Below are 24,386 nucleotides of genomic sequence, written 5' to 3'. Positions count from 1 at the left end.
TCATCGAAGACAGATGGATGCCGGATCAAGTCCGGCATAACGAACGAAGGATGGCGGGAGACAAGACGGATGAAGGCCCTGGCGATCCCGCGCAAACGGCTCGTATCGATCATCGGCGGATCGGCAGGGAATCTCGTCGAATGGTACGACTGGTTCGCCTACGCCGCCTTCGCCATCTATTTCGCCCCCGTCTTCTTCCCGAAGGCCGACCCGACCGCGCAGCTCCTCAGCACCGCCGCGATCTTTGCGGTCGGCTTCGTCATGCGCCCGATCGGCGCGTGGGTGATGGGGCGCTTCGCCGACACGCGCGGGCGCAAGGCGGGGCTGTCATTGTCGGTCGCGCTGATGTTCAGCGGCTCGATGCTGATCGCCGTCGCGCCGACCTATGCCGCCGCCGGACTGCTCGGCCCGACGACGTTGCTCGTCGCGCGAATGCTGCAGGGGTTGTCGCTCGGCGGCGAATATGGCGCCAGCGCGACCTATCTCTCCGAAATGGCGCCGAAGGATCATCGCGGCTTCTGGGCGAGCTTTCAGTATATGACGCTGATCGGCGGCCAGCTCTGCGCGATCTTCGTCGCGGTGATCTTGCAGGCCTTTCTGACGGAAGCCGAACTCACCGCCTGGGGCTGGCGCATCCCCTTCGTGATCGGCGCGGTGCTCGCGCTCGCGGTCTATCTCCTCCGCCGCAATCTCGCCGAAACGCCCTCGTTCGAGAATCAGGCGGTCGACCGCCCGGTCTCGACCGCGAAGCTGCTCTGGAAAGAGCATCGCCGCGAGAGCATCCTCGTCGGCATGTTGTCGGCGGGCGGCGGCCTCGCCGCCTATACCTACACCAGCTATATGCAGAAATATCTGTTCAACACCGTCGGCTTCGACAAGGCGACCGCGACCTACATCGTCGCCGTCGCGCTCATCTGGTTCACGCTGATGCAGCCGGTCTTTGGCGCGCTCGCCGATCGTTTCGGGCGCAAGCCGATGCTGCTCCTCTTCGGGATCGGCGGCGCACTGGTCGCGGCGCCGACCTTCCTGACGCTGGAAACGGTCAGCTCGCCGGTGGTCGCGACCTTGCTGATCCTGATCCCGCTGACCTTCCAGGCGGGCTACACCGCGAACAATGCGCTGGTGAAGGCCGAGCTGTTCCCGGCGCATATCCGCGGGCTCGGTGTCGCGCTGCCCTACGCGGTCGGCAATGCGATCTTCGGTGGCACCGTCGAAATGGTCGCGCTCGCGCTCAAGGGCGCCGGCGTCGAATGGCTGTTCTATTTCTATGTCGCCGCAGTGATCGGCATGGCCGGCATTGCGACCTTGTTGCTTCCCGAAACGAAAGAGCGCAGCCTGATCGTTGAGGATTGACGGATAACAGGGCGCAGCCGCTTTTATCCGTCATCGCGGCGAAGGCCGGGAATACGGAAAAGGGAAGAACGACCGGCGCAATATAGTTTCAAATGAAACCGGCGCTGCTATAGGCGGGGCAATCTCAAAGGAGCATCCCATGGCCATGCGCGGCACACCCAAGACGAACAGCAAGAAAATCGGCGACAAGGAGCTGAGCCCCGCCACGCTGATGATGGGACTCGGCTATGATCCCGTGCTCTCCGAAGGCTCGCTGAAGCCGCCGATCTTTCTGACCTCGACCTTCGCCTTTGAAAGCGCCGCCGCCGGCAAGCGCTTCTTCGAACATATCACCGGCAAGCGCGAAGGCCCCGCCGACGGCCTCGTCTATTCGCGCTTCAACGGCCCGAACCAGGAAATCCTCGAAGACCGCCTCGCGGTCTGGGACGGCGCCGACGACAGCCTCGTCTTCTCCAGCGGCATGTCGGCGATTGCGACCCTGCTCCTCGCGCTCGTGAACCAGAACGACGTGATCGTCCATTCGGGTCCGCTCTATGCTGCGACCGAAACGCTGATCGCGCGCATCCTGTCGCGCTTCGGCGTCAGCTTCCTCGATTTCCCGGCCGGCGCGACCCGCGAAGAGATCGACGCAATCCTCGACCGCGCGAAGGCGCTCGCCACCGAAAAGGGCGGCAAGGTCGCGCTCGTCTATCTCGAAAGCCCGGCGAACCCGACCAATGCGCTCGTCGATGTCGAGGCCGTCCGCGCCGCGCGCGACGCCGCTTTCCCCGGCGAGCAGAAGCCCGCGATCGCGATCGACAACACCTTCCTCGGCCCGCTCTGGCAGCAGCCGCTGAAGCAGGGCGCCGAACTCGTCGTTTACAGCCTCACCAAATATGCCGGCGGCCATTCGGACCTCGTTGCGGGCGGCGTCTCGGGCGACCAGAAGCTGCTCAACATCATCCGTCCGATGCGCAATACGATCGGCACGATCTGCGACCCCAACACCGCGTGGATGTTGCTGCGCAGCCTCGAAACGCTCGAACTGCGCATGAGCCGCGCGGGCGAAAATGCGCTGAAGGTCTGCACCTTCCTTCGCGATCATCCGAAGGTCGAGGGCCTCGGCTATCTCGGCTTCATCAGCGAGGCGCGCCAGAAGGATATCTTCGACCGCCATTGTTCGGGCGCGGGCTCGACCTTCTCGCTCTTCATCAAGGGCGGTGAGGCCGAGAGCTTCCGCTTCCTCGACGCGCTCAAGATCGCGAAACTCGCGGTCAGCCTGGGCGGCACCGAGACGCTGGCGAGCCACCCCGCCGCGATGACGCATCTGTCGGTTCCCGACGAGCGCAAGAAGGCACTCGGCATCACCGACAATCTGGTGCGGGTGTCGATCGGCATCGAGGACGCCGACGACCTGATTGCCGATTTCGCGCAGGCGCTGGACGCGGTCTAACGACCGCGCCGCGCGCGCCAGTCGACCACCTGCCACCCCATTTTCGGCGCGAGCTGCTTGAGCTTGCGCGACGGCGTCGTCGCGACCGCCTCGTCGGCGAAATGCAGCATCGGGTGATCGGAGACATGATCCGAATAGGCGCGGATATGTGCCTGATCGCGCGTGATGTCATTGTCGGCGAGCCAATCCGAAATGCGCGCAAATTTCGCATCGCCATAGCAATTGTCGCCCGCAAGCCGCGCGTGGATATGATCGGCGCCATCGGGCTCGTCGAGCCGCGTCGCGAGCACGTCGTCGATCCCCAGCCGCCGCGCGATCGCGTCGACATAAAGATGGAACGACGCCGTCGCGAGCAGCAGCCGGTATCCCGCCTCGCGGTCGGCGGCGATCTGGTCGAGCGCCGCCGCGTGCAACCCGCGCCCGATCACCTGATCGGCATAGCTTTCGGCAAGCGGGGTGATCTCGTCACGGCTGAACTGCTTCCCGACGAGCAGCCGCAGGTTGATCGCCTTCAGCCGCGACCGGTCGATCAACCGTAGCGAATAGGCCGCGCCCGCCAGCGCGACAAGCGGCAGCAACAGCATGCGCCATTGCTGGCGCCGGCGGACAACATGCATCAGAAATCCGCTGTAAGTCCCTGAACGCGTTATCGTTCGGTCCATGTCGTACATCGCAACGCGATGCCGGTATTCGGTCGGGACGATTGGCACGGGCGCATCCATGCCCCGTCCATAAGGCGCGCGCCGCGAGGCGCCAAGCGGCTTCGGATTCGCTTGCCGTCTCGGGGCAAATAATACAATGTCCCCCGCGAGATGGTGGCCAGGGCGGACTTCGACTATGACGACGGCGCCGATGGCGCTGCGGTCCGCTTCACGGGTCGGCTGACGCTGGCGCGCCTTGGCGATGTCCCCGCGCGCCTCGACGAACTCGGCCCGATCGCGACAATCGACCTCTCCGCGATCGAACGAATCGACACCGTCGGCGCGTGGATCGTCACCCGCACCGTTAACGAACATGGCGCGAAGGTCATTGGCGCCAGCCCCGAGGCCGAACGGCTGCTCGAGGCGCTGCGCGAAGACAAGAGCGAATATGCCGTTCACCGCGACCGCCGTTCGCCGATCGAGCGGATGCTCGAACAGGTCGGCACCGCTACCCTTGCCATCTGGAACGAACTGCTCGGCATCGTCGGCTTCTTCGGCGCGATGATTGTGGCGCTCGGCATCCAGATCCGCGCCCGCCGCCGCCTGCGCTGGAACGCCGTCGTCACGCGCTTTCAGGCCGTAGGCGTCGATGCGCTGCCGATCATCGGGCTGATGAGCTTCCTGATCGGCATCGTCATCGCGCAGCAGGGCGCGGTGCAACTCGAACAGTTCGGGCTGGAGGTGTTCACGATCAATCTCGTCGGCCGCGCCTCGCTCCGCGAACTTGGCCTATTGATGACCGCGATCATGGTCGCCGGCCGCTCGGGGTCGGCCTTCGCCGCCCAGATCGGGACGATGAAGCTGACGGAAGAGGTAGACGCGATGCGCACGATCGGCGTCTCACCGATGGAGGCAATCGTGCTGCCGCGCGTCGCGGCATCGACGATCACCATGCCGCTGCTCGGCTTCTACGCCAGCATCTGCGCGATCATCGGCGGCGGGGTCTTTTGCTGGCTCGGGCTCGAAATCCCGCCGCTGACTTACGTGCAACGGCTGCGCGAGATCATCCCAATGCACGATTTCTACATCATGCTGATCAAGGCGCCGGTGTTCGGGATCCTGATCGGCGTCACAGGCTGTTACGAAGGTATGCAGGTGCGCCAGAATGCCGAGGAGGTCGGCCGCCGCACCACATCGGCGGTCGTCGCCGCCATCTTCCTCGTCATCGTTCTCGATGCCTTTTTCGCCGTCTTCTTCTCCACGCTGGGGTGGAATTGATGGCCGACGAAATCGAGCAGCAGGAAATTAAAGAGGAGCTGGCGGCCGCTGACGCGGTGCGTCCCGAAAAATTCGAATTTGCGATCCGCATTCGCGGCCTCAGAAACCAGTTCGGCGACGCGGTGGTCCACGACGATCTCGACCTCGACGTCCGCTCGGGCGAGATACTGGGCGTCGTCGGCGGGTCGGGCACCGGCAAATCGGTACTGATGCGCTCGATCGTCGGGCTCCAGACGCCGGCAGCAGGCGAAATCGAAGTCTATGGCAAGACGCTCGATACCATCACCGATCAAGAGGAATCGCGCGACCTGCGCCGCCGCTGGGGCGTGATGTTCCAGGGCGGCGCGCTCTTCTCGACGCTCAGCGTCGCGGAGAATATCCAGGTGCCGCTGCGCGAATATTATCCGCGCCTCGACCAGAAACTGCTCGACGAGATCGCCGCCTACAAGGTCGCGATGGTCGGACTGCCCCCCGACGCGGGGCCCAAATATCCCGCCGAGCTGTCGGGCGGGATGGTGAAGCGCGCCGGTCTCGCCCGCGCGCTCGCGCTCGATCCGGCCCTGCTCTTCCTCGACGAGCCCACGGCGGGTCTCGATCCGATCGGCGCCGCGAAGTTCGACGAGCTCATCCGCGGCCTTGCCGACACGATGGGCCTCACCGTCTTCCTCATCACCCACGACCTCGACACGCTCTATGCGACGTGCGACCGCGTCGCGGTGCTCGCCGAAAAGCGTGTCATCGCGGTCGGCACGATTCCCGAACTGCTTGCCACCGAGCATCCGTGGATACAGGAATATTTCAACGGCCCGCGCGGCCGCGCCGCCTCGAGCTGCAACCAGACCCAGGATAGGAAGAGCTGATGGAAACGCGGTCGAACAATGTGCTGGTCGGGGCCTTCGTCCTGCTCTTCACGCTCGCCCTCGCCGGCTTCGTCGTCTGGCTCGCCAACGACAGCGGCGGCACCAAGCGCGAATATGACATCTTCTTCAAACAGTCGGTCGACGGCCTCAACAAGGGCGCGCAGGTGCAATTCTCCGGCGTTCCTGCGGGACAGGTGCGCCAGATCGCGCTGTGGCCCGACGATCCGCAATTCGTCCGCGTCCGCATCGAGGTGAACGAGGGCGTGCCGATCCTGCAGGGCACCACCGCCGCACTGGAAGGCGTCGGCTTCACCGGCGTCTCGCAGATCTCGCTCGACGGCGCGGTAAAGGGCGCACCACCGATCACCGACAAGGGGCCCGCCGGCAAGCCCGTCATCCCGACGCGCGTCGGCGGTCTCGGCGAACTGCTCAACACGGCGCCGCAATTGCTGCAACGCCTCTCGACGCTGACCGAGCGCCTCGCCGAACTCGCCGACGACAAGAATCAGGAAAGCTTCGCCAACATCCTGGACAATGTGGAGGCGACCACCGCGACGCTCGCGCGCAACGGCCCGGCGCTCGAAAGGGCGCTCGCCGACGCGCGCATTGCGATCCAGCAGGCGGGCAATGCGGCCGAGCAGGTCGGCAATCTCGCCGCCTCGGCGCAGGGGACGATCGACCGCAACGTCGACCCCGCGATGGCAAACCTGCGCGATACTTTGAAGTCCGCCAACGCATCGATGAAGACGCTCGAATCCGCGATCGCCGACGCGCGGCCGGGGCTCAAGACCTTCAGCGACACGACGATCCCCGAAGCCAATGCGCTGATCCGCGACCTCCGTCGCACCTCGGCCTCGCTGTCCAGCCTGACCGACAAGCTGGACCAGCAGGGCGCGGGCGCGGTCCTCAGCGGCAGCAAGCTGCCCGACTACAAGGAATGATGAGGATGTCCATGATGCAAACCACCCGCACCGCCCTGCTCGCTTCCGTGGTTGCCGTTTGCCTCACCGGCTGCATCGGGCTCGGCGGCAAGACGCCGCCCTTCCTCCTGACGCTCGACGCCGACGCCGCGCCGACCTCGGGCGAGGCGCGCACGGCCGCCGAGGCTGCGACCCTGACGATCCTGATCCCCACCGCGCCGCAGAAGCTGCGCACGACGCGCATTCCCGTGCAGCAGGACGACAGCAGCGTGACCTATGTGAAGGACGCGCAATGGGTCGAGGCGCCGCAGCGGCTGTTCCAGCGGCTGGTGTCCGAAACCGTCGCCGCGCGCACCGCCCGCGTCGTCCTCGACGAGGGTCAATATCTGACCGCACCCGGCGAACAACTCGCAGGACAGCTCATGGAATTCGGCATCGACGCGCGCTCGAACGAGGCGGTCGTCGTCTATCAGGCGATGCTCGTCTCGGCAGGCGGCAAGACCGTCACGCAGCGCCGCTTCGAGGTCCGCGAACCCCTGGCCGCCAAGATCGAGGCCAAGCCCGCGGGCGAAGCGCTGGCGCGCGCGGCGAACAAGGTTGCGGTCGATGTCGCAGCTTGGCTGGGAGGCTAACGCCGCCGGACCGGACCGCGATCCGGTTCGGCTTGCCGGCGATCGCGAAGATCGTCCCCGGAGAGTGCCGGCGGGCGTGACCGCTCTCGATCATGGGCTGGACCCCAATCGCCGCAGGCTGATCCACGCCGCCGCCAGCTAGCGCCTATCTCCACCGCGGCATCGCGATCGAGTTCAACCGCGTCGTCCCCGAAGCGATGAAGCCGCGCAAGATCGCAATCGGCAGCAGTTCCCGCGAGCGGCAGCGGATCGCAGCGCCCGAGGATAAGGCGCTCGAACTGCCGCGCTAACTGGAGCAGCGAGGGGTGATCGGGCCGGTAATAATGGATCTCGGCGGTCGTCAGTCCATAGCCGTCCAGCTGCGCGATCAGCGCCCGGTCGGTCATGGCGCGCGCGCTTCGCCGCCGTCGAGCGAGCGGAGCGCCGCCAGCACATCGTCGACCGGCACCGCGCGCCGCACACCCGGCGGCTTGCGGAGCGCCGGCCGGTTGCGGACTGCCGAGCGGTCCGATGCCCAGGATGCGAGGAGGGCGCGCTTGACCTCGGGCTCCAGGCTCGGGTGACGCGCCACGTCGAAGGGATGAAGAAAACGGGAAAATGGCTCGGACATGATCGTGCCTCCTTCCTTGTCGCCATTCCTTTCTCGTCGTGCGGCAACAGGCCGCGGATACAGATTTTGGGAAGCCAGCGAGTCGAGTCAAGAGGGCTGAGGCCGTTGAAAAGGGGGCCTTGTTTCTCCCAACCGCGGCGCAAAAAATTCTGCCTGATCCTCTTGAAGCGAAAAAATCCGCTTCCTAGCTCTTCGGCGCCGCGCGTCCCGGACAGGCGCGCGGTCTGTATCATATCGTTATGCAACATGGAGGTTATGCATGCATTTCCGTCCCTTGCACGACCGTGTGGTCGTCCGCCGCATCGAAGCCGAGGAAAAGACCTCGGGCGGCATCATCATCCCCGACACCGCCAAGGAAAAGCCGCAGGAGGGCGAAGTCGTCGCTGTCGGTCCGGGCGCGCGCGCCGAGGACGGCACCGTGACCGCGCTCGACGTCCAGGCCGGCGACCGCATCCTGTTCGGCAAATGGTCGGGCACCGAGGTGCGCATCGACGGCGAAGTGCTGCTCATCATGAAGGAGAGCGACATCCTCGGCGTGATCGAGCAGGCCGCGGCGCTCAAGAAGGCGGCCTGACGCCGCATCCATCCACAACTGAAAGGACATCAAGAAGGAGGTAGAAATGGCTGCCAAGGAAGTGAAATTTGCGTCGGACGCGCGTGATCGCATGCTGCGCGGCGTGGATACGCTTGCGAATGCAGTGAAGGTGACGCTGGGCCCCAAGGGCCGCAACGTCGTGATCGAGAAAAGCTTCGGCGCGCCGCGGATCACCAAGGACGGCGTCACCGTCGCCAAGGAAATCGAGCTGGCCGACAAGTTCGAGAATATGGGCGCGCAGATGCTGCGCGAGGTGGCCAGCAAGCAGAATGACAAGGCCGGCGACGGCACGACCACCGCGACCGTGCTCGCGCAGGCGATCGTCCGCGAAGGCGCGAAGGCGGTCGCCGCGGGGATGAACCCGATGGACGTCAAGCGCGGCATCGACCTTGCCGTGACCACCGTGGTCGATGACCTCAAGGCGCACGCCAAGTCGGTCGAGGCAAACAGTGAGATCGCGCAGGTCGCGACGATCTCCGCCAACGGCGACGAAGAGGTCGGCCGCATCCTCGCCGAGGCGATGGAAAAGGTCGGCAACGAAGGGGTGATCACCGTCGAGGAAGCAAAGAGCCTGGCGACCGAACTCGAGACCGTCGAGGGCATGCAGTTCGATCGCGGTTACTTGAGCCCCTATTTCATCACCAACGCCGAGAAGCTCAAGGTCGAGCTCGACGATCCGTACATCCTGATCCACGAGAAGAAGCTGTCGAACCTGCAGGCGATGCTGCCGCTCCTCGAAAGCGTCGTGCAGTCGGGCCGACCGCTGCTGATCATCGCCGAGGATGTCGAGGGCGAAGCGCTCGCGACGCTGGTCGTCAACCGCCTGCGCGGCGGCCTCAAGGTCGCGGCGGTCAAGGCGCCCGGCTTCGGCGACCGCCGCAAGGCGATGCTCGAGGATATCGCGGTGCTCACCGGCGGCAATGTCGTCAGCGAGGAGCTCGGCATCAAGCTCGAGAACGTCACGATCAACATGCTCGGGCGCGCCAAGAAGGTCGTCATCGACAAGGATAATACGACGATCGTCGACGGCGTCGGCGCGAAGTCCGACATCGACGCCCGCGTCGCGCAGATCCGCCAGCAGATCGAGACGACGACCAGCGATTACGACCGCGAAAAGCTGCAGGAGCGCCTTGCCAAGCTCGCGGGCGGCGTCGCGGTGATCCGCGTCGGCGGCGCGACCGAGGTCGAGGTCAAGGAGAAGAAGGACCGCGTCGACGACGCGCTCCACGCGACGCGCGCGGCGGTCGAGGAAGGCATCCTTCCCGGCGGCGGCATCGCGCTGCTCCGCTCGCTGAAGGCGCTCGACAGCCTGAAGGCCGCGAACGACGACCAGCAGTCGGGCATCGACATCGTCCGCCGCGCGCTGCGCGCGCCGGCGCGCCAGATCGCCGACAATGCCGGCGAGGACGGCGCCTGGATCGTCGGCAAGCTGCTCGAAAGCGAGGAGTATAGCTGGGGCTTCAACGCCGCCACCGGCGAGTATCAGGATCTCGTCAAGGCGGGCGTGATCGACCCCGCCAAGGTCGTTCGCACCGCGCTGCAGGATGCGGCGTCGGTCGCGTCGCTGCTGATCACGACCGAGGCGCTCGTCGCCGAACTGCCGAAGGAGGAGAAGGCGGCGCCGATGCCGGCGATGGACTTCTGACGATCGGAGGGCGGCGGGAGACTGCCGCCCTCACCCGCAGGTCGAGCGCAGCAAGACGATGGCACTTCCTTGAGGCCGCGATTGCGCCACCCTGATCAGAAGCTGCCTGCTATCCCCTTCCCGCGCTGATCCCGTCGACGATCGGGTCGGCAAGGAACAGGCTGTCTCCAATTTTCACGGCCGCGATAGGATGCGTCCGGCCGTTACCCGCCCCTCGCGAACTGCGATGATTTCATAATCGGCCATAGGCGAAGGAATCGAACCTTCTCGTCGGGACGCGCTAGTAGCGGATCGGCACGATGCGGATGCGATCGATGGCGCCGGGGGACGCACGCGACCTTGCGATCGCCGCGGCCCGCAGTTCGTCGAGAATGATCGCGTCGTAACCGCTTTCGTCGGGCTGCATCGGGATATCCGTTTCGACGACGAGAATGACCTTGCGCGCGAGGCCATCGAGTTCCCATTCGAACCAGCTTCGGACGATATGGTCCGCGAGCTGCCGGTTATCCGGCATGGGGTTCGCTTCCCGACACGGATCGCGAACGGATTTCCCGCTCGACGCTCGCATAACCCGCATCGCTCTGGGTCGCTAGAGTGATCGGCCGGCCGCCCAACTGAGTGCTTTCGGTGTTCAGGAAGGCGAGTGCCGGGTCCCGGCCGCCAAGAAGCTGGAAGGCCAGCGCACTGATGGCGCCCTGGCGCTGCGCGTCGCGCGGAGCGAGCGGCGACGCTGTGCGATGTCGCCGGAACGGGTTCGTACGCATATTCGCTGGCGCGGCGCGGGTTTGTTTCGGATCAGGCGTCATTGGCTTGCTCCCTTTCCGAACCGGCACCAGCGCTTTGGCGAGCGAGGGCGGCGCGGGCATCGTCGATGTTCGAGTATCGAAATGCTCCGACCCGGAACTGTTCGACGTAAAGATGTTCGATGCCCTCTTCGGATCGCGACCGGAAGGGCTCGAACGCTCCCGCGCCTGTCCGGTGCAGATCGGGTGGGGCGGGTAGCTTTGCCGCAAGCGCGGCGAGCTTTTCCTCATCGAGGCCGAGCGCCCGGTAGATATCGCGGCCGACGATCCAGACATCCTCCTGGATATCCGCAAGGCGGCCGATGACATCTTCTAGCGCGAAGGAAGCGCGTTCCTCCGCGGTCATGGCGAGCACCTCGTTGACGAGCAGTTCGGCGATCAGCGTGTCGCCGACGAACATGGGATAATCCGCCGCGGCCTCCGCGATCGGCGAATCGGCCCTGGGACCGCCGGATGCCCCGTCTGTCAATGCCGCGAAGCCGTCCGTCAGCCCTCTGCGCTCGCGATATTGATCGATCCGCTTCGCATAATAGCGTGGCAGGTCGAAATTCGGCAGCAAATGCCCGTCGCGTTGCGCCTGACTTACCGCCAACAGCGCCATCTGGTGATGATAGAGGAGTTGATTGAGATCCACATTCGCCTCCCTTTTGCGGGAGCGCGATCGTCTCTCAGGCGCCAACATGCAGAAACGAAGTCGGCGATTCACGAAAGATGGGGCTGACGATGCGCGTTTTCAAGTGCGCCCTGCAAGCGTCGTCGCTACGGTTGTGGGTGGCCGATTGGGACGGCCCGCTTTTGAAATGATCGCTTCAAGAACAGACAAGCGCGCCTTCAATGCTATCTCTCCGGCCTCCGATCACCCCCAATTCAAAAGGGGGGCGGTTTATGGACGAGAGTGCGGCAGCTCGTCGGCGGCGCAGCGCCGGGTCCTTCGATTGGTCCTCCTCCTCCGCTCCCGTCGGATCGCCTGATCCACAGAGAGTCTGGCTCGATCCTTTTCGCGGTAAGCAATCATGGCTTCGCCAGTTTCTTGTCCTGCAAGCCAGTTTGCGGCGGTGGTTTATGCAAGCGGCTGGCGCATATCCGGCCGCCCGATCATGGGTGGCTTCGACGATCGAAAACATCGCACCACACCGTACGGCCGACGGCCGCGAGGCCAGGATCCTGATGCTCCAAGATTCAGGACCGGCAGAGGCGTTCGATTTGCCATATCGCCTGTTTCTCGTCGATGACTTCCGCATATTTGGCTTGAAGATCGAACAAGCTGGCCTGGTGGGGATCGACGTGGCGATCGGCGCACGCGTCTTCGACGACGAACGGGGCGAAGCCGTGCTGGAGTGCGTCGAGTGCAGAGGCCCGCACGCACCCCGATGTCGAAACCCCCGCTATCATCAAGGTGTCGATACCATCCCCTTCGAGAAGGGCGCTCAACCCTGTGCCAAAAAACGCCGACGGATATTGTTTGGTTATGACATGTTCGCCGGGCCCCGGCGAAAGCTCGCGCGGAAATTCGCCGAGAGGCGAACCTCTGTCCAGACAACTGAGAGCGGGAACCTTCTTGTAGAACAATCCGCCGTCGGAGCCGCCGGGCTCGAATATGACGTTGGTGAAGACGATCGGCATGCCGGCTGCCCGGGCGGCCGCCAAAAGTCGCACCGTGGATGCAAGAGCATTTTCAGCGCCTGCAAATAACGGCGAAGCGGGGTCCAGATAGGCCATGACGAAGTCGACGATGAGCAAGGCGGGACGAGTGCCAAAGGGCAGGTGTCCGTCAAAAGTGCCGCGATAATTCTCTCCGAGATCGTCGCGTCCGGCCATCATATGACCCCGGCAGCGGCGAGCGCATCTCGCTCCTCCGTCGATATACCGAGCAAATCCCCGTAAATCGCGTCATTATGCTGACCAACGAGCGATGGCGCCGGCGACCGGACCGCGCTCGGGCTCCGCGAAAGGCGCGGAAAGGCATTCTGCATCTTGAGCGGGCCAAAGCGTTCGGTTTCAACTTCGACGATCGCTTCGCGTGCAGCAAAATGGGGGTCGGCGAGCATCTCCGGCGCGCGATAGACCCGGCCTGCCGGTACCGAATGTTCGATCATCAGCCGATCGACCTCCGCCACGGGCAGCGTTTCCGTCCACCGGTTGATGAGAGCGTCGAGTTCCGCTTGGTGATGCCCCCTTGCGATATGGGTCGCATAGCGCTCGTCGTCGGCGAGAGCGGGCTGCTCCATGGCTTGGGCGAGGCGCCTGAAAATGGCGTCATTATTGGCACCGATCATGAATTCGCCGTCAAGGCACCGATACACATTGGACGGTGCGATCCCCGGCAGGATGGAGCCCGAACGCTCACGTATGATGCCGGCATGATCATATTCGGCCACGAGCCCTTCCATCACTTGCAGCACCGATTCATAAAGCGCTGCGTCGACGATCTGGCCAAAGCCGGTCTTTTCGCGATAATGAAGCGCGGCAAGAACGCCCATGCAACCATATGTGGCGCACAATGTATCGCCGATCGAAATTCCCATGCGCGAGGGCGCGCGGTCGGGCTCGCCGACAATATAGCGCCAGCCCCCCATGGCTTCACCGATGCCGCCAAATCCGGCGCGATCCGAATAGGGACCCGTCTGACCATAACCCGACATGCGCGCAATGATCAGACGCGGATTGTCCCGATGCAGGTCTTCTGGCGAGAGCCCCCATTTTTCGAGCGTTCCCGGCTTGAAATTCTCGATGAGCACGTCGGCCGTGGCGATCAGTCTCCGCGCGAGCGCTTGGCCCGCGGCAACGCGCAGATTGCAAGATACCGACTGCTTGTTGCGCGCAATGACTTCCCAGTGAACCTTGTCTTCGCCCTGGCCCCACAGGCGCATCGGGTCCCCGGCTCCCGGCGGCTCGATCTTGATGACGTCAGCGCCCATGTCGCCAAGAAGTTGGCCGCAAAAGGGACCGGCCAGCAGCTGACCCATTTCCACGACGCGAAGGCCGTGCAGCGCGCCTGCCCGGTCCATATTCACTGCGCGGCTTCCAGCTCCGGCCATGCCGGCTGTATCGGTGCCGGGAGCCCCGTCTCGGCTTCGCAGGCGCTGCGCAAGGCTTCGACCCCCGGGCCATAATCGAAAAGCGACAAAGGTGCGCGGGTGCTGCGCATGTGATGGCGCAGCGCCTCGGTTGCGGCGGCGTCGATCTCGCCGTCCTCGCTGGCGACCACCCCATAAGCGCGGGCCCCAGCGACGGTTACAAGCCCCTGCAAGACTTCCAGGCCGACCAGCGATGGATCGCGCGCCAGCGGATCGCCCCAGCCGCCACCGCCCCAAGTGATGAAATGGAGCTGGTCGTCGACTGCAACGCTGATGTCTTCGACCTTGTTGCCGATCACGCAATGCGACCCGTCGGCTCGCTCCAATATTTTCCGCGCACGCTTGCCCGGCGCCCCGCCGTTCACGCCCCAAGGCGGAACGAACCAGCGATCGTCGTGGATCGAAATCGTGCCGGGACTGAGAAAGCGGTAGGTCATATGAATACCGTTGCCGCCGCGATGAAGCCCCGCCCCTCCGCTGTCGGGATCAGTCTCGTAGCGCTCGATCATGAGCGGAAAGTAACGCTCCAGAAATTCGTTCGGAACATTGGTAAAGCCTGGCCACAGGGAATGTCCGTCGGGGCCGTCACCCATCGGGCGGCCCGGAATGCCTCCAAATCCGATCTGGAACAGCTGAAACCACTCCCCCCCTTTACCCGGGCGGTGATCGTTGCCCGAATAAAAGAGATGGGGACTCGACGAAAAGCCCGCCGCGTTCAAGAATTCGGGTGTTTTTTGCCCCAGCAGCCCACCCAAAATGTCGAAGATACGGCCCAGTGCATGCGTGCGGCCCGACAGGGCGGCGGGAAAATGGGGCTTCAGCAGAGATCCGGCGGGAATACGGACGTCAATAAGGTCATAGAAGCCATCGTTGAACAGGATCTGCGGGTCGAAGACCATGATCATGTAGATCCCGAAGAACATCTTGAACATGTTTTCATTGAGGTAGAAATTGATCGAAGCGCTGCTCTGCGGATCGGTACCCTGAAAGTCGAGGATAACCTTGTCGCCGTCGCGCCACATCGTGCATTTGATCTTGTACGGGCCATAGCCCATTCCATCATCGCATATATAATCCTCGAAACTTACCGGTTCCTCGGCGACCGCCATTGCGATCAACTGCTTCATGGCCCGGTGATTGCGAGCGAGCAGTTCCTGCGTTGCCGACACATAGACGTCATCGCCAAACCGGTCTGCCATTTCGACGACCCGCCGCGCCGCAACCCGGCACGCGGCGATCAGCGCGTTCAAGTCGGCCTGGCACCAGTCGGGCTTTCGCGTCTGATGCATGACCAGCTTGATCAGATCCTCGTTATATTCACCCTTTCGCCAGATTTTCACCGGGGGAATCCGCACTCCTTCCTCGAAGATCGAGCGAGCGTTTATCGGCATCGAGCCTACCACCTTGCCGCCGATGTCGGACTGGTGGCCGAACATGGCGGTATAGGCGATGAGGCGGCCTGATCTGAAAACCGGGAGCAGAATAAGCCAGTCATTGGAATGGCTGACAGCCCCTTCGCAGCTATAGGGGTCCGACAGAAAAATCATGTCGCCATCTTCGAGCGTGCCGTCGAACTGCTTCAGAAAACCGCCGATGAAGCTGCCGAACTGACCCACTATCATCTTGCCATTGTGATCGGCGATGAGCGGAAAGGCATCGCCCTGCTCGCGAATTCCCGGCGACATCGCGGTCCGCACCAGCGTTGCATCCATTTCGACACGAGCGTTGCGAAGTGCGTTTTCGATAATGTCGAGTGTCACCGGATCGATTTCGGCGGGGGCGAACGGTTGCGAGTTTGTCTGGACGATCGTCGCGGGCATGGTCTTGCTCCTCAGGCCAGATAGATCAGGATGTTTCCGAACGCGTCGACGCGGGCGACGCAGCCATTTTCGATCAGCGTCGTCGAATCCATCTCGATCACGATCGCAGGGCCCGGGATGATGTCGCCCTGCTTGAGCTTTGACCGGTCGTAAATGATGGCCGATCGCTCCTCGCCGTCCATCCAGAGCCGGTGGTCGCGGATTTTCGCAGCAGCGGGATTGCCATCGCCGTGCGGCAATTCAGCCGCCGGCAGGTTCAAAACCGGTCCCAACGCCACGGCGCGCAGATTCACAATCTCATGCGGCGTTTCCATATTGAACGTGAAAAGGCGCAGATGCTCGGCGTCGAACCGGGACAATAGCCCTTCGATGCCGTCGCGTTCGAGCGTGTCGAGGGTCGTGGTCAATGGCACTTCGAACGCCTGTCCCGCGTAGCGAACGTCAATTTCAAACTCGGTATCAACCTCATCGGCATTGAGGCCGTCACTTTCCAGCTCGGCGCGAATTTGTGTCGCTATATCGCTGAGCATCGAGACCAGATCGCGGGCGTCGGTGTCCTGTGCCAAGCGCGAAAAGGACCGCGCGGTCTCGGTGCGCATTCGGGTGGTCGCGTCGCCCAGCGCACAGAGCACCCCGGGCGATACCGGCGATATCGCAGGCCAGCTTCCCATCAGCCGCGCCACCGCATTGACATGGAGAGGGCCGGCGCCGCCGAACCCCATCAATGCAAAATGCCGCGGGTCATAGCCCTGCTGGACCGAGATCATGCGCAGCGCCCCGAACATATTTTCGTTGACGATGTCGATGATCCCGCGAGCCGCGCTCATCAGATCGATCCCAAGCGCGTCCGCGATCGTCTGCACGGCCTTTGCGGCGCTCTCGCGATCGAGTTGAAACGAGCCGCCGAGCAGGTTCTCGGGCAGATAACCGAGGACGACGTTGGCGTCGGTCACCGTCGGCGCACTGCCGCCCTTGCCATAAGCGACAGGGCCGGGCACCGCGCCGGCCGATTGCGGTCCGACGCGAAGCGCGCGCGTAAGTTCCGGAACATAGGCGATCGAGCCCCCGCCAGCTCCGACCGTCTTGACGTCTAGCGAGGATGCCCGAACCGACAAATGGCCGACATCGGTCGTACGCGCGCGGCGGGGCTCGAGATTTTCGATGAGCGCCACGTCGGTGGACGTGCCGCCGACGTCCAGCGTCAGGATGTTGGAGAACCCGGAATGCTTCGCGACCCATAGCGCACCCGTCACACCGCCGGCTGGCCCCGACATCAGAATATTCACGGGATGCTCCTCGGCCTTTGCCGAAGACATGAGTCCGCCGTCGGACCGGAGCAGCGACAACTTCCCTGCCATCCCCCGCTCGGCGAGCCGGTTGCGAAGGCTCGCTATATATTTGCCGACGACGGGCCGCACGGCCGCGTTGGCAACGGTCGTCAACGTCCGTTCATATTCCTGCATTTCAGGAAGGATCTCATGGCTCAATGATACCGGCACGCCGGGCATGATTTCCCGGGCCAGGGTCCCGATCCGGCTTTCATGGTCCCCGTTGGCGTAGGCGTTGATCAGGCTGATGGTAATCGCCTCGACACCCCGTTCCTTCAACGCCCCGAGCGCCTGCCGAACGTCCGTTTCGTCCAGCGGGCGGACCTCCTCGCCTGCCGCGCTGATCCGGCCTTTTACCGTGACCGTATCTTCGAGCGCCGCCAGCGGCACTGGCTTGGGCCAGACGATCCACGCGGCGAGGCCGCCCGGCACATAGCTTCGGGCAATCTGCATGATATGCCGATGTCCCTCGGTGGTCACCAGTCCCACTCGGGCACCCTTCCCCTCGAGCACGGCGTTGGTTGCGACCGTCGTGCCGTGGAGGAGGTAGCTTATGTCGCTGGCGGCGATGCCGGCCTGGGCGCAGATGGCATCGAGCCCCGTGACGATGCCTTCGGAGCTGTCCTGCGGCGTCGATGGGGTCTTGTGACGCCAGAAGGCGCCCGATGCGTCGTCAAACAGGAGAAGGTCGGTAAATGTTCCTCCGACATCGACGCCCAAACGATAGCCCATTGCGTAACCTCCTCAGGCGCCCGGCGGAAAAGCCGGCGCGCGCGCCGCCATGCCCGGCAATTGCTTGTCGATCAGGCTACCAAGCCACTGGCTGGTCGCGATCAGCGCATCGATACGCATGCCGGTCGCAATCCCCGCGCGCTCAAGCATGTAGACGACGTCCTCGCTGCACACGTTCCCCGCGGCCCCCAGCGCGAAGGGACAGCCGCCGAGGCCGCCGACCGACGCATCCACGATCGTCGCGCCCGCCCCGACCGCCGCCCAGACATTCGCCAGTCCGGTGCCGCGCGTATTGTGAAAATGAACCCTGACCGGAAGCGGCGCGACCGCGTCGCTCACGCGGCGGACGAGCTCGGTCACGCGCCACGGATCGGCGACGCCGATCGTGTCGGCGAGCGCTATTTCTGCCGGGCCCGATTGCGCCAGGGTCCGCGCCATTTCGACGACATGCGACGGGTCGACTTCGCCTTCATAGGGGCAGCCGAACGCAGCCGCGATCGTCACTTGCCCCGACGCGCCCCCACGGTTCGCGAGCGCCACGATATCGCAGGCCGCGGCGACCGAGCCCGCGCATGTCTGCCCCTGATTGGCCATGGCGAAGCTGTCCGTCGCGACCGCCACGGCGCCAAGCTGATCGATCCTGCCGGTCGCAAGCGCTCGCTCCGCGCCGCGAAGATTCAGCACGAGCCCGACATAGGTGACGTCGCCGCGCGGCGGCAGTCCGGCGCAGACATCTTCGGCATCGGCCATTTGAGGCACCCGGCGAGGATTGACGAAACTTGCCACCTCGATCCGCCGTGCCCCGGCGTCGATCAGGCGTTCGATCAGCGAAAGCTTGTCGTTCGTGGCAAGGATGACGGCCTCGTTCTGGAGCCCGTCGCGGGGGCCCACTTCGACGAATTCGATGGCGGATGGCAGAATCATCGCTTCCTCATTCGCATATATGTATACAAAATCAACCTCCCTCGACCTGACGCCCGCTCCCGCGCTTGTGCGCATCGGCATAGGCATGGAAGGCGCGCCGGATGTGGCTCTTCATGACCGCGGCCGCCCAATCGGGATCGCGTCGGCCGAATGCGGCAAGCAGTTCGTCATGCTCTCGACCGGAGCTTTGCAGATCTTCCCGATCATATTGGAGCGCTGTCCGCAGGACGACGGGCTGTTCGATGATCCGCGACAGCATGAGCGCGAGCCGTTGAGACGCCGACGCTTCCATGATGATCGCGTGAAATATGCGGTTCTGCTCCAGAAACGCCGGAATGTCCGGCGCGTCACCCGCGATCGCCCTGTAGATCGCCTGGTTGCATCGCCTGAGCTGCTCGATTTGCTCGGGGCTGACGCGGACAGCGGCGCGGGCTGCCGCGTGCGATTCGAGCATTGCGCGAAGCTCGAACGCCTCCTCCATGTCGTCCAGCGACCAGTCCGCCACGAAACTGCGCTGGGAGTCGTTCCGGCGCACGAAAGACTCGCTTTCGAGGCGCCTGAGCGCGTCGCGAATAGGCGTGCGCGAAACCCCGCAAATTTCGGCCAGTTGCTCCTCGCGCAGCTGCTCGCCAGGCGCCAGGTCACCCGACAACACCATGTTCCGGATCTGCGAATAGGCCCGATCGGATGCGCGCGACATTCTTGCCTCCTTTGAGCACTTGACGCTCGATGTTTGTATACAATATGACGTAGCGGGGGCAACGTCCAACGTGTCTTTGCAGGGGCGGCGCCGAATTTGACACCGAGGAGTCAACGATGCGCATCACGAAAGCCGTCTTGCTGTCTTCGATCGCTGCCATCGCAGCCCAATCTGGTCCGGCCGCCGCGCAGGAGAGCGCCGGGATAACAGATGAAGGCGATATCATTGTCACGGCGCGGCGACAGAATGAGCGGCTCGTCGATGTCCCTGCGTCGGTGACGGTGTTGACGTCCGACACGCTCGAAACCACGGGTGTCGATAATGCGCAGGGCTTTGCCCAGTTGACGCCGGGCGTGACGATTGTGACCGGGACCGCGGAGGCGGGGGATACGCAAATCAACATCCGGGGGATCAATGGCGCGCGCGATGCCGAAAGCTCGGTGGCTCTCGTGGTCGACGGGATATTGAAAACCAACAGCGCTCAGCTCAACCAGAACCAGGGCACGCTGCGCCAGATCGAAATTCTGAAAGGGCCGCAAGGCGCCATCTATGGCCGCAACGCCGCCGCCGGGGCGATTGTGATAACGACCGCAAAACCTGGCGACCAGTTCGAAGGCGCGGTCAAGGCGAGTTACGCCAACGAAAATACCTTCGAGGGCTCCGCTTATGTATCGGCGCCGATCGGCGGCAATGCCGGCGTTCTCGTGTCAGGCTATTATCGCACGACAGACGGCTTTTATCGCAACAGCTTTCTCGATCGCAAGGTGGTCGACGACCAGGAAATATGGTCGATCGACGGACGCTTTGTCGCGGACCTGAGCGAGGCGACCGAGATCGATGTCAAGACCCGCTATTCGAAGCTGTCGGGAGCCTCGATCAACTTCAACGCGGCCTTTCACCTGCCGGCATTGGGCGGCGCCTTCAACGAAGACGTCGATGATCACCCGTTCAATTATTATAGCAATATCCGCCCCACCAACGACCAGAAATCGTTCGATGCCTCGATCAAGCTCGACCATGATTTTGGCTCGACGCGGTTGACGGCATGGGCGCTCTATTCCGATGTCCGGCAGTCCTTGTCGGCAGACGGCACCTCGGCGGATTTTGCGCGCTATATTGCCCCGGCATTTGGCGCCCCCGCAAACCCGACCAATCTTGCGGCTCAAAATGCCTGTTTCGCGTCGACAGCTGCCAATACCGGTTACCCCGTCAATCCGCCCGGCGCGATAGGGCAGATCCCCGTCCCCTTCATTTTCGACTTCTCGGGGTCGACCTTCGGCCCCTACAGCCCCACCACATGCGATGGCACGCAATTTCAGGTTCGCAACCAGAAGGACATCAGCGGAGAAATCCGTTTGGCCTCGAACGGGGACGGTGCCCTGAGCTGGCAGCTTGGGGGCTATGTTCTCCACATCGACCGCTCGGTCGGGGTGAGTTTGGGGGCCGATCTGGGTCTGGGACTGATACAGCAGCTCTACAATGCACCCGGCAGCAGCAATCCTACCTCGCAGCTTTATTCTGACAAGTTCAAGACCAACGTCTACGCCGTCTTCGGATCGGCAGACTATGACGTCACCGACCGCCTCAAGCTGAGCCTCGCGCTCCGCTACGATATCGAAGACCGAAACGTATCGAGCCGCGTGCCGAATGTGCTCGATCCGATTACCGGGGCGAAGATCAATCCGGGGCTTCCGGCGACCGGGAGCATCCCCGATCAATCGAAAACCTTTCGGCAGCTCCAGCCAAAGGTCAGTCTGAGCTACTCGCCGACGGCAAACTCCAACATATATGCCAATTGGGGCGTGGGATTTAAATCGGGCGGGTTCAACAACCAAGGTTCGTCAGCGACAGTCGACCAGTTCTTCAACAACGGCGTCGATTTCGGGACGATCGATGCCAATGTCGCAATCGACGACAATTATCGCAAGGAACGCTCGAGCTCGTTCGAAGCCGGCGTCAAGGGGGCGCTCTTCGACAATCGCGTCACCTTCGATCTTGCCGGATATTACACCCGGATCACGGACATGCAGTTCTTCGAGTTTTTCGTGGGCTCCTTTGGCCTCCTGCGCGTCGTCTCGAACATCGACCGGGTGGATATCAAAGGCGTCGAATTGAACGCCAGCGCCCGAATTGTCGACGGTTGGAAAGTGTTCGGATCGGTCAATCTGACCGACAGCGAGATCAAGCGGAACAGTTCGCGAACCTACACGGTAGGAAACAAATCTCCCTATACGGCGGACTATACGATCAACCTCGGCACCCAGATCGACGCGCCGCTGGCCCGCAACTTCGATCTCGTTCTGCGCGCCGACTACCGCATCACCGGGCCGACATGGTTCCATACCGTACAAGATCAGAGCAGCCCCACGGTCTTCAGCGCGCTGCTTCCGGCTTCGTTGTTCGCGCTGCCGCCGTCCGCCGGCAACGGCAGTTACATCAATGCTCGCCGTGACGCATTCGGCGTGCTCAACCTTCGCGCGGGACTTCAGAGCGACAGATGGTCGCTTATGCTGTTCGCCGACAATATGCTCGATCGCAAATATATCAACGAGGCCATCCCCGCGATCGAATTTGGCGGGTCTTTCATCTCGCCAGGCGCACGCAGGCTGATTGGCGTCGAAGCGGGCTTCAAATTCTAGCGCGGTCTTATGCCGCTTAAAACCCCTCGCCGCCTTTGCCAGTGACGAAGGAATTGATTGGCGACTGTCGAAGGAGGCGGCCCGGACCTGATCGGGTGCGCCAACGCTGGGGCAAATCTGTGCGCGGCGAACCGTCTTCCGTCTGATAGCTCGACGATAGTCGCCCACGGGGCCGTGAAAAAGTCAACGAGCGAAGGAAACCGATTGCGGCCCTATCAATCATCGTCACCCCGGACTTGATCCGGGGCCTGCCTTGTCTTTTCATCCGAGGCACGAAGAGGAAAGGCGGGTCCCGGGTCAAGCCCGGGATGACGAACAGCTTAGCGACAGCTCACCACCCCAAATCCGCCATCGCCTGCAAATAGGCCTTTCCTACATTATCCCGCTGTGTCAGCCTTCTTCCGGCTCTTTCATCTGGTAGATAAAAGCGGTCGGGACGAGGCGTGCGAGATGCGTTCGACATGCTCCCGGTCCAAAAAGAGTGCTCAATGGGCTGAACTTTCCTGAACTTTGGGATTCAGGCCGCGATGACCGGGGAAGCCATGACAGATCCCCACCCCATCTTGGCCGTCAAAGCCGCCGGCGAGCGAAAAATTAAGCTTGCAGGGTGTCGCGGCGCTGCTAGCCTCGCATAGCAACAGGAGAGCCAATGATGCGTCACGTCCTAGCTCTGCCGGCCGCATTTGCGGTGATCGCACTTGCCACCTCCGCCACGGCCCAAGGCGCCTCCGATGTCGAGGATCTTGTCGGGGCCCGGGCGGCCGGCGGCGAGACCCAGCTTCTCTCGCGCGGATATGAGCAGCGTCAGTCGAACGACGTGCGCGATCAGCGTTTCACCTTCTGGTGGAACAAGCGCACCGGACGCTGCATCTCGGTATCCACGATGGAGGGCCGCTACGCCGCGATCATCGGGGTGCCTGCCGGGAACTGCTCCGAAGGGTCACAGGGCGACAACCGGAACGATCACGGCGCACCGCCGCCCGCATCCGACTATCGCGACCCCAATTCGATGGTCCTCGTCTGTTATGGCGGCGGAAATCGCCCGACCGTAACCTCGCAGCCGACTTACACCTGGAACCATTCCAATCATAAATGGGAATGGAGCAATCAGGTGGCGAGCGGCACAGAGGCATTCAACAGCGATATCCAGATCGAACTCTACGGAACACAGGGCCGCATTCACCTCGGGCCCAAGCTTGTGCCGCCGATCCATTCCGGCGGCGATCATGGGTGGTGGGATCTGGAAAACCTGGTCGTTGGACGCGACCAGATCACCGCGACTTATCGCCTCAATGGCATGAACAAGCCCAAGCTGACGATCGATCGCCGCACCGGCCTCATCACCATCAAGGCGGTCACCGACTTTTCCGGGCGCTGCGACATTGGCAACTGGGGCAACGGGCAGCGCCGCTTCTAAGATGGAGCCAAGGTCGACCGCGCATCATTTCGGTCGACCTTAGGGGTCGAGACACGGCACGAAGCGCAGACTTGACGTCACGCCTTTGGCCGCTGGTGGTCCGCTTTGATCGCCATAGCTGCGATAGAGGCATGGACCGCGTGGGCTTCGATCGGCTTGCTCAGCAAATGGCCCTGGATCTGGTGGCAACCCTCCTGCCGGAGGATTTCGGCTGCGCTTCATCCTCTACGCCCTCGGCCAGTGTCTCCATGCCCGGCGCGTCCGCCAGCGTCGTGATCGCGCGGATCACACTGTCGGCCTTCCCGGGACATTGGGGCGGTGCGCCAGATGCACTCGCCGCCTCTTGAATCCGAAAAAGGCCTACCTAATTTTTTCCCGGACGCCGCATTTTGCGGGTCCGAAGGACATAGAGAGCGCCGGCTCTACGTCCCGGCGCATCTCATGCCCGAATTGCTTCACTCAGGAGGATTTGGAAATGAGAACCGACTTCGACTTTACCCCCTACCGCCGCTCGACGGTGGGTTTCGACCATCTCTTCGACCTGCTGGAGAAGGGGCAGCGCAGCGAGACGTCCGACGGCTATCCCGCCTTCGACATCGTCCGCGACGCCGACGACCGCTATCGCATCACGCTGGCGGTTCCCGGCTTCAAGGCCGACGAGATCGAGATCGTCGCGCAGCAGAACCAACTCACCGTCACGGGCAAGCCGGCCGGGGAGGATGCGAAGCGCGCCTATCTCCACCGCGGCATCGCGCGCCGGGAATTCGAACGGCGCTTCCAGCTGGCCGACTATATCGAGGTCGGCAGCGCAAGCTTCGCCGACGGGCTGCTCACGATCGAGCTCAACCGCGTCGTTCCCGAAGCGATGAAGCCGCGCAAGATCGCAATCGGCAGCAGTTCCGGCGAGCGGCAGCGGATCGCAGCGCCCGAGGATAAGGCGCTCGAAAGCGCGTGAGCGCCTAAGAGGGGGCACCCCATCG

General features: G+C 63.3%; 23 protein-coding genes and 1 pseudogene. 12 read left to right on the top strand and 12 right to left on the bottom strand.

Annotated features, from left to right (window positions below; all coding sequences use genetic code 11):
* The first annotated feature begins 69 nt into the window (after positions 1 to 69).
* Positions 70 to 1,353, top strand: a complete 1,284-nt coding sequence (locus QOL79_RS05225; protein ID WP_058455470.1) for an MFS transporter — start codon at positions 70 to 72, stop codon at positions 1,351 to 1,353.
* A 139-nt stretch (positions 1,354 to 1,492) separates the two neighbouring features.
* Complete coding sequence (locus QOL79_RS05220) at positions 1,493 to 2,785, top strand: cystathionine gamma-synthase family protein (protein ID WP_058455471.1); 1,293 nt, start codon at positions 1,493 to 1,495, stop codon at positions 2,783 to 2,785.
* On the opposite strand, the gene QOL79_RS05215 is transcribed toward QOL79_RS05220, so the two are convergent.
* Positions 2,782 to 3,507, bottom strand: coding sequence for an HAD family hydrolase (locus QOL79_RS05215; RefSeq protein WP_082657747.1), 726 nt, complete (start codon positions 3,505 to 3,507; stop codon positions 2,782 to 2,784). The two genes, QOL79_RS05220 and QOL79_RS05215, sit on opposite strands and share 4 nt — an antisense overlap.
* Before the next feature lie 90 nt (positions 3,508 to 3,597).
* Here QOL79_RS05215 and QOL79_RS05210 point away from each other — a divergent pair, with 90 nt between their 5' ends.
* Genes QOL79_RS05210 through QOL79_RS05195 form a run of 4 tightly spaced genes read left to right on the top strand, consistent with a single transcriptional unit; the run spans position 3,598 to position 7,116 of the window.
* Positions 3,598 to 4,704, top strand: a complete 1,107-nt coding sequence (locus QOL79_RS05210; RefSeq protein ID WP_283418865.1) for an ABC transporter permease — start codon at positions 3,598 to 3,600, stop codon at positions 4,702 to 4,704.
* On the top strand, positions 4,704 to 5,564 hold the full coding sequence (locus QOL79_RS05205) for an ABC transporter ATP-binding protein (RefSeq protein WP_282949866.1): 861 nt from the start codon (positions 4,704 to 4,706) through the stop codon (positions 5,562 to 5,564). Before QOL79_RS05210 ends, QOL79_RS05205 begins: the two co-directional genes overlap by 1 nt.
* Entirely contained in the window at positions 5,564 to 6,505 is a 942-nt protein-coding gene (locus tag QOL79_RS05200) for an MlaD family protein (protein ID WP_283418864.1), read from the top strand. The genes QOL79_RS05205 and QOL79_RS05200 overlap by 1 nt, the downstream gene beginning before the upstream one ends.
* Before the next feature lie 5 nt (positions 6,506 to 6,510).
* A complete protein-coding gene (locus tag QOL79_RS05195) occupies positions 6,511 to 7,116 on the top strand; it encodes an ABC-type transport auxiliary lipoprotein family protein (protein WP_231729066.1) in 606 nt (201 codons plus the stop codon).
* A 287-nt stretch (positions 7,117 to 7,403) separates the two neighbouring features.
* On the opposite strand, the pseudogene QOL79_RS05190 reads toward QOL79_RS05195, so the two are convergent.
* Positions 7,404 to 7,502: pseudogene (locus QOL79_RS05190) on the bottom strand (protein usg); the annotation flags it as partial.
* Positions 7,499 to 7,726: a hypothetical protein gene (locus tag QOL79_RS05185; protein WP_058455491.1), complete on the bottom strand. Its 228-nt coding sequence runs from the start codon at positions 7,724 to 7,726 to the stop codon at positions 7,499 to 7,501. The pseudogene QOL79_RS05190 and the gene QOL79_RS05185, both read right to left, overlap by 4 nt.
* A 259-nt stretch (positions 7,727 to 7,985) precedes the next feature.
* On the opposite strand from QOL79_RS05185, the gene groES reads away from it, so the two are divergent.
* Positions 7,986 to 8,300 (top strand): co-chaperone GroES, encoded by a 315-nt coding sequence (gene groES, locus QOL79_RS05180; protein WP_283418863.1) that lies wholly within the window; start codon positions 7,986 to 7,988, stop codon positions 8,298 to 8,300.
* A gap of 46 nt (positions 8,301 to 8,346) precedes the next feature.
* Positions 8,347 to 9,966: a chaperonin GroEL gene (gene groL, locus QOL79_RS05175; RefSeq protein WP_283418862.1), complete on the top strand. Its 1,620-nt coding sequence runs from the start codon at positions 8,347 to 8,349 to the stop codon at positions 9,964 to 9,966.
* 280 nt (positions 9,967 to 10,246) lie between these two features.
* Here groL and QOL79_RS05170 read toward each other — a convergent pair whose 3' ends face one another.
* The 9 genes from QOL79_RS05170 to QOL79_RS05130 form a co-directional block, all read right to left on the bottom strand.
* Positions 10,247 to 10,480, bottom strand: a complete 234-nt coding sequence (locus QOL79_RS05170; RefSeq protein WP_204993645.1) for a hypothetical protein — start codon at positions 10,478 to 10,480, stop codon at positions 10,247 to 10,249.
* On the bottom strand, positions 10,470 to 10,772 hold the full coding sequence (locus QOL79_RS05165) for an antitoxin Xre/MbcA/ParS toxin-binding domain-containing protein (RefSeq protein ID WP_283418861.1): 303 nt from the start codon (positions 10,770 to 10,772) through the stop codon (positions 10,470 to 10,472). Before QOL79_RS05165 ends, QOL79_RS05170 begins: the two co-directional genes overlap by 11 nt.
* Complete coding sequence (locus tag QOL79_RS05160; protein ID WP_283418860.1) at positions 10,762 to 11,403, bottom strand: hypothetical protein; 642 nt, start codon at positions 11,401 to 11,403, stop codon at positions 10,762 to 10,764. Before QOL79_RS05160 ends, QOL79_RS05165 begins: the two co-directional genes overlap by 11 nt.
* A gap of 545 nt (positions 11,404 to 11,948) precedes the next feature.
* A complete protein-coding gene (locus QOL79_RS05155) occupies positions 11,949 to 12,590 on the bottom strand; it encodes an isochorismatase family protein (protein ID WP_331458622.1) in 642 nt (213 codons plus the stop codon).
* Positions 12,587 to 13,807, bottom strand: coding sequence for a CaiB/BaiF CoA transferase family protein (locus QOL79_RS05150; protein WP_283418859.1), 1,221 nt, complete (start codon positions 13,805 to 13,807; stop codon positions 12,587 to 12,589). The genes QOL79_RS05155 and QOL79_RS05150 overlap by 4 nt, the downstream gene beginning before the upstream one ends.
* Positions 13,780 to 15,666 (bottom strand): hydantoinase B/oxoprolinase family protein, encoded by a 1,887-nt coding sequence (locus tag QOL79_RS05145; RefSeq protein WP_283418858.1) that lies wholly within the window; start codon positions 15,664 to 15,666, stop codon positions 13,780 to 13,782. The genes QOL79_RS05150 and QOL79_RS05145 overlap by 28 nt, the downstream gene beginning before the upstream one ends.
* An 11-nt stretch (positions 15,667 to 15,677) precedes the next feature.
* Positions 15,678 to 17,726 (bottom strand): hydantoinase/oxoprolinase family protein, encoded by a 2,049-nt coding sequence (locus QOL79_RS05140; RefSeq protein WP_283418857.1) that lies wholly within the window; start codon positions 17,724 to 17,726, stop codon positions 15,678 to 15,680.
* A 12-nt stretch (positions 17,727 to 17,738) separates the two neighbouring features.
* Positions 17,739 to 18,650, bottom strand: coding sequence for a hydroxymethylglutaryl-CoA lyase (locus QOL79_RS05135; RefSeq protein WP_204993640.1), 912 nt, complete (start codon positions 18,648 to 18,650; stop codon positions 17,739 to 17,741).
* A 31-nt stretch (positions 18,651 to 18,681) separates the two neighbouring features.
* A complete protein-coding gene (locus QOL79_RS05130; RefSeq protein ID WP_283418856.1) occupies positions 18,682 to 19,350 on the bottom strand; it encodes a GntR family transcriptional regulator in 669 nt (222 codons plus the stop codon).
* Positions 19,351 to 19,466: 116 nt separating this feature from the next.
* Here QOL79_RS05130 and QOL79_RS05125 point away from each other — a divergent pair, with 116 nt between their 5' ends.
* From QOL79_RS05125 to QOL79_RS05110, 4 genes are all read left to right on the top strand, one after another.
* Entirely contained in the window at positions 19,467 to 21,989 is a 2,523-nt protein-coding gene (locus QOL79_RS05125) for a TonB-dependent receptor (protein ID WP_283418855.1), read from the top strand.
* 649 nt (positions 21,990 to 22,638) lie between these two features.
* On the top strand, positions 22,639 to 23,406 hold the full coding sequence (locus tag QOL79_RS05120) for a hypothetical protein (RefSeq protein ID WP_058455488.1): 768 nt from the start codon (positions 22,639 to 22,641) through the stop codon (positions 23,404 to 23,406).
* A 131-nt stretch (positions 23,407 to 23,537) separates the two neighbouring features.
* Positions 23,538 to 23,753 carry a hypothetical protein gene (locus tag QOL79_RS05115; protein ID WP_283418854.1) on the top strand — a complete coding sequence of 72 codons (216 nt, stop codon included), beginning with the start codon at positions 23,538 to 23,540 and terminating at the stop codon, positions 23,751 to 23,753.
* Between the two features lie 128 nt (positions 23,754 to 23,881).
* Positions 23,882 to 24,361 carry an Hsp20 family protein gene (locus QOL79_RS05110; RefSeq protein ID WP_204993637.1) on the top strand — a complete coding sequence of 160 codons (480 nt, stop codon included), beginning with the start codon at positions 23,882 to 23,884 and terminating at the stop codon, positions 24,359 to 24,361.
* Positions 24,362 to 24,386 lie beyond the last annotated feature (25 nt).

Source organism: Sphingopyxis sp. Geo48, assembly GCF_949769155.1.
GTDB lineage: Bacteria > Pseudomonadota > Alphaproteobacteria > Sphingomonadales > Sphingomonadaceae > Sphingopyxis.
The sequence above is the reverse complement of the archived record's forward strand: the minus strand, read 5'-3'. Positions and strand labels throughout refer to the sequence as shown.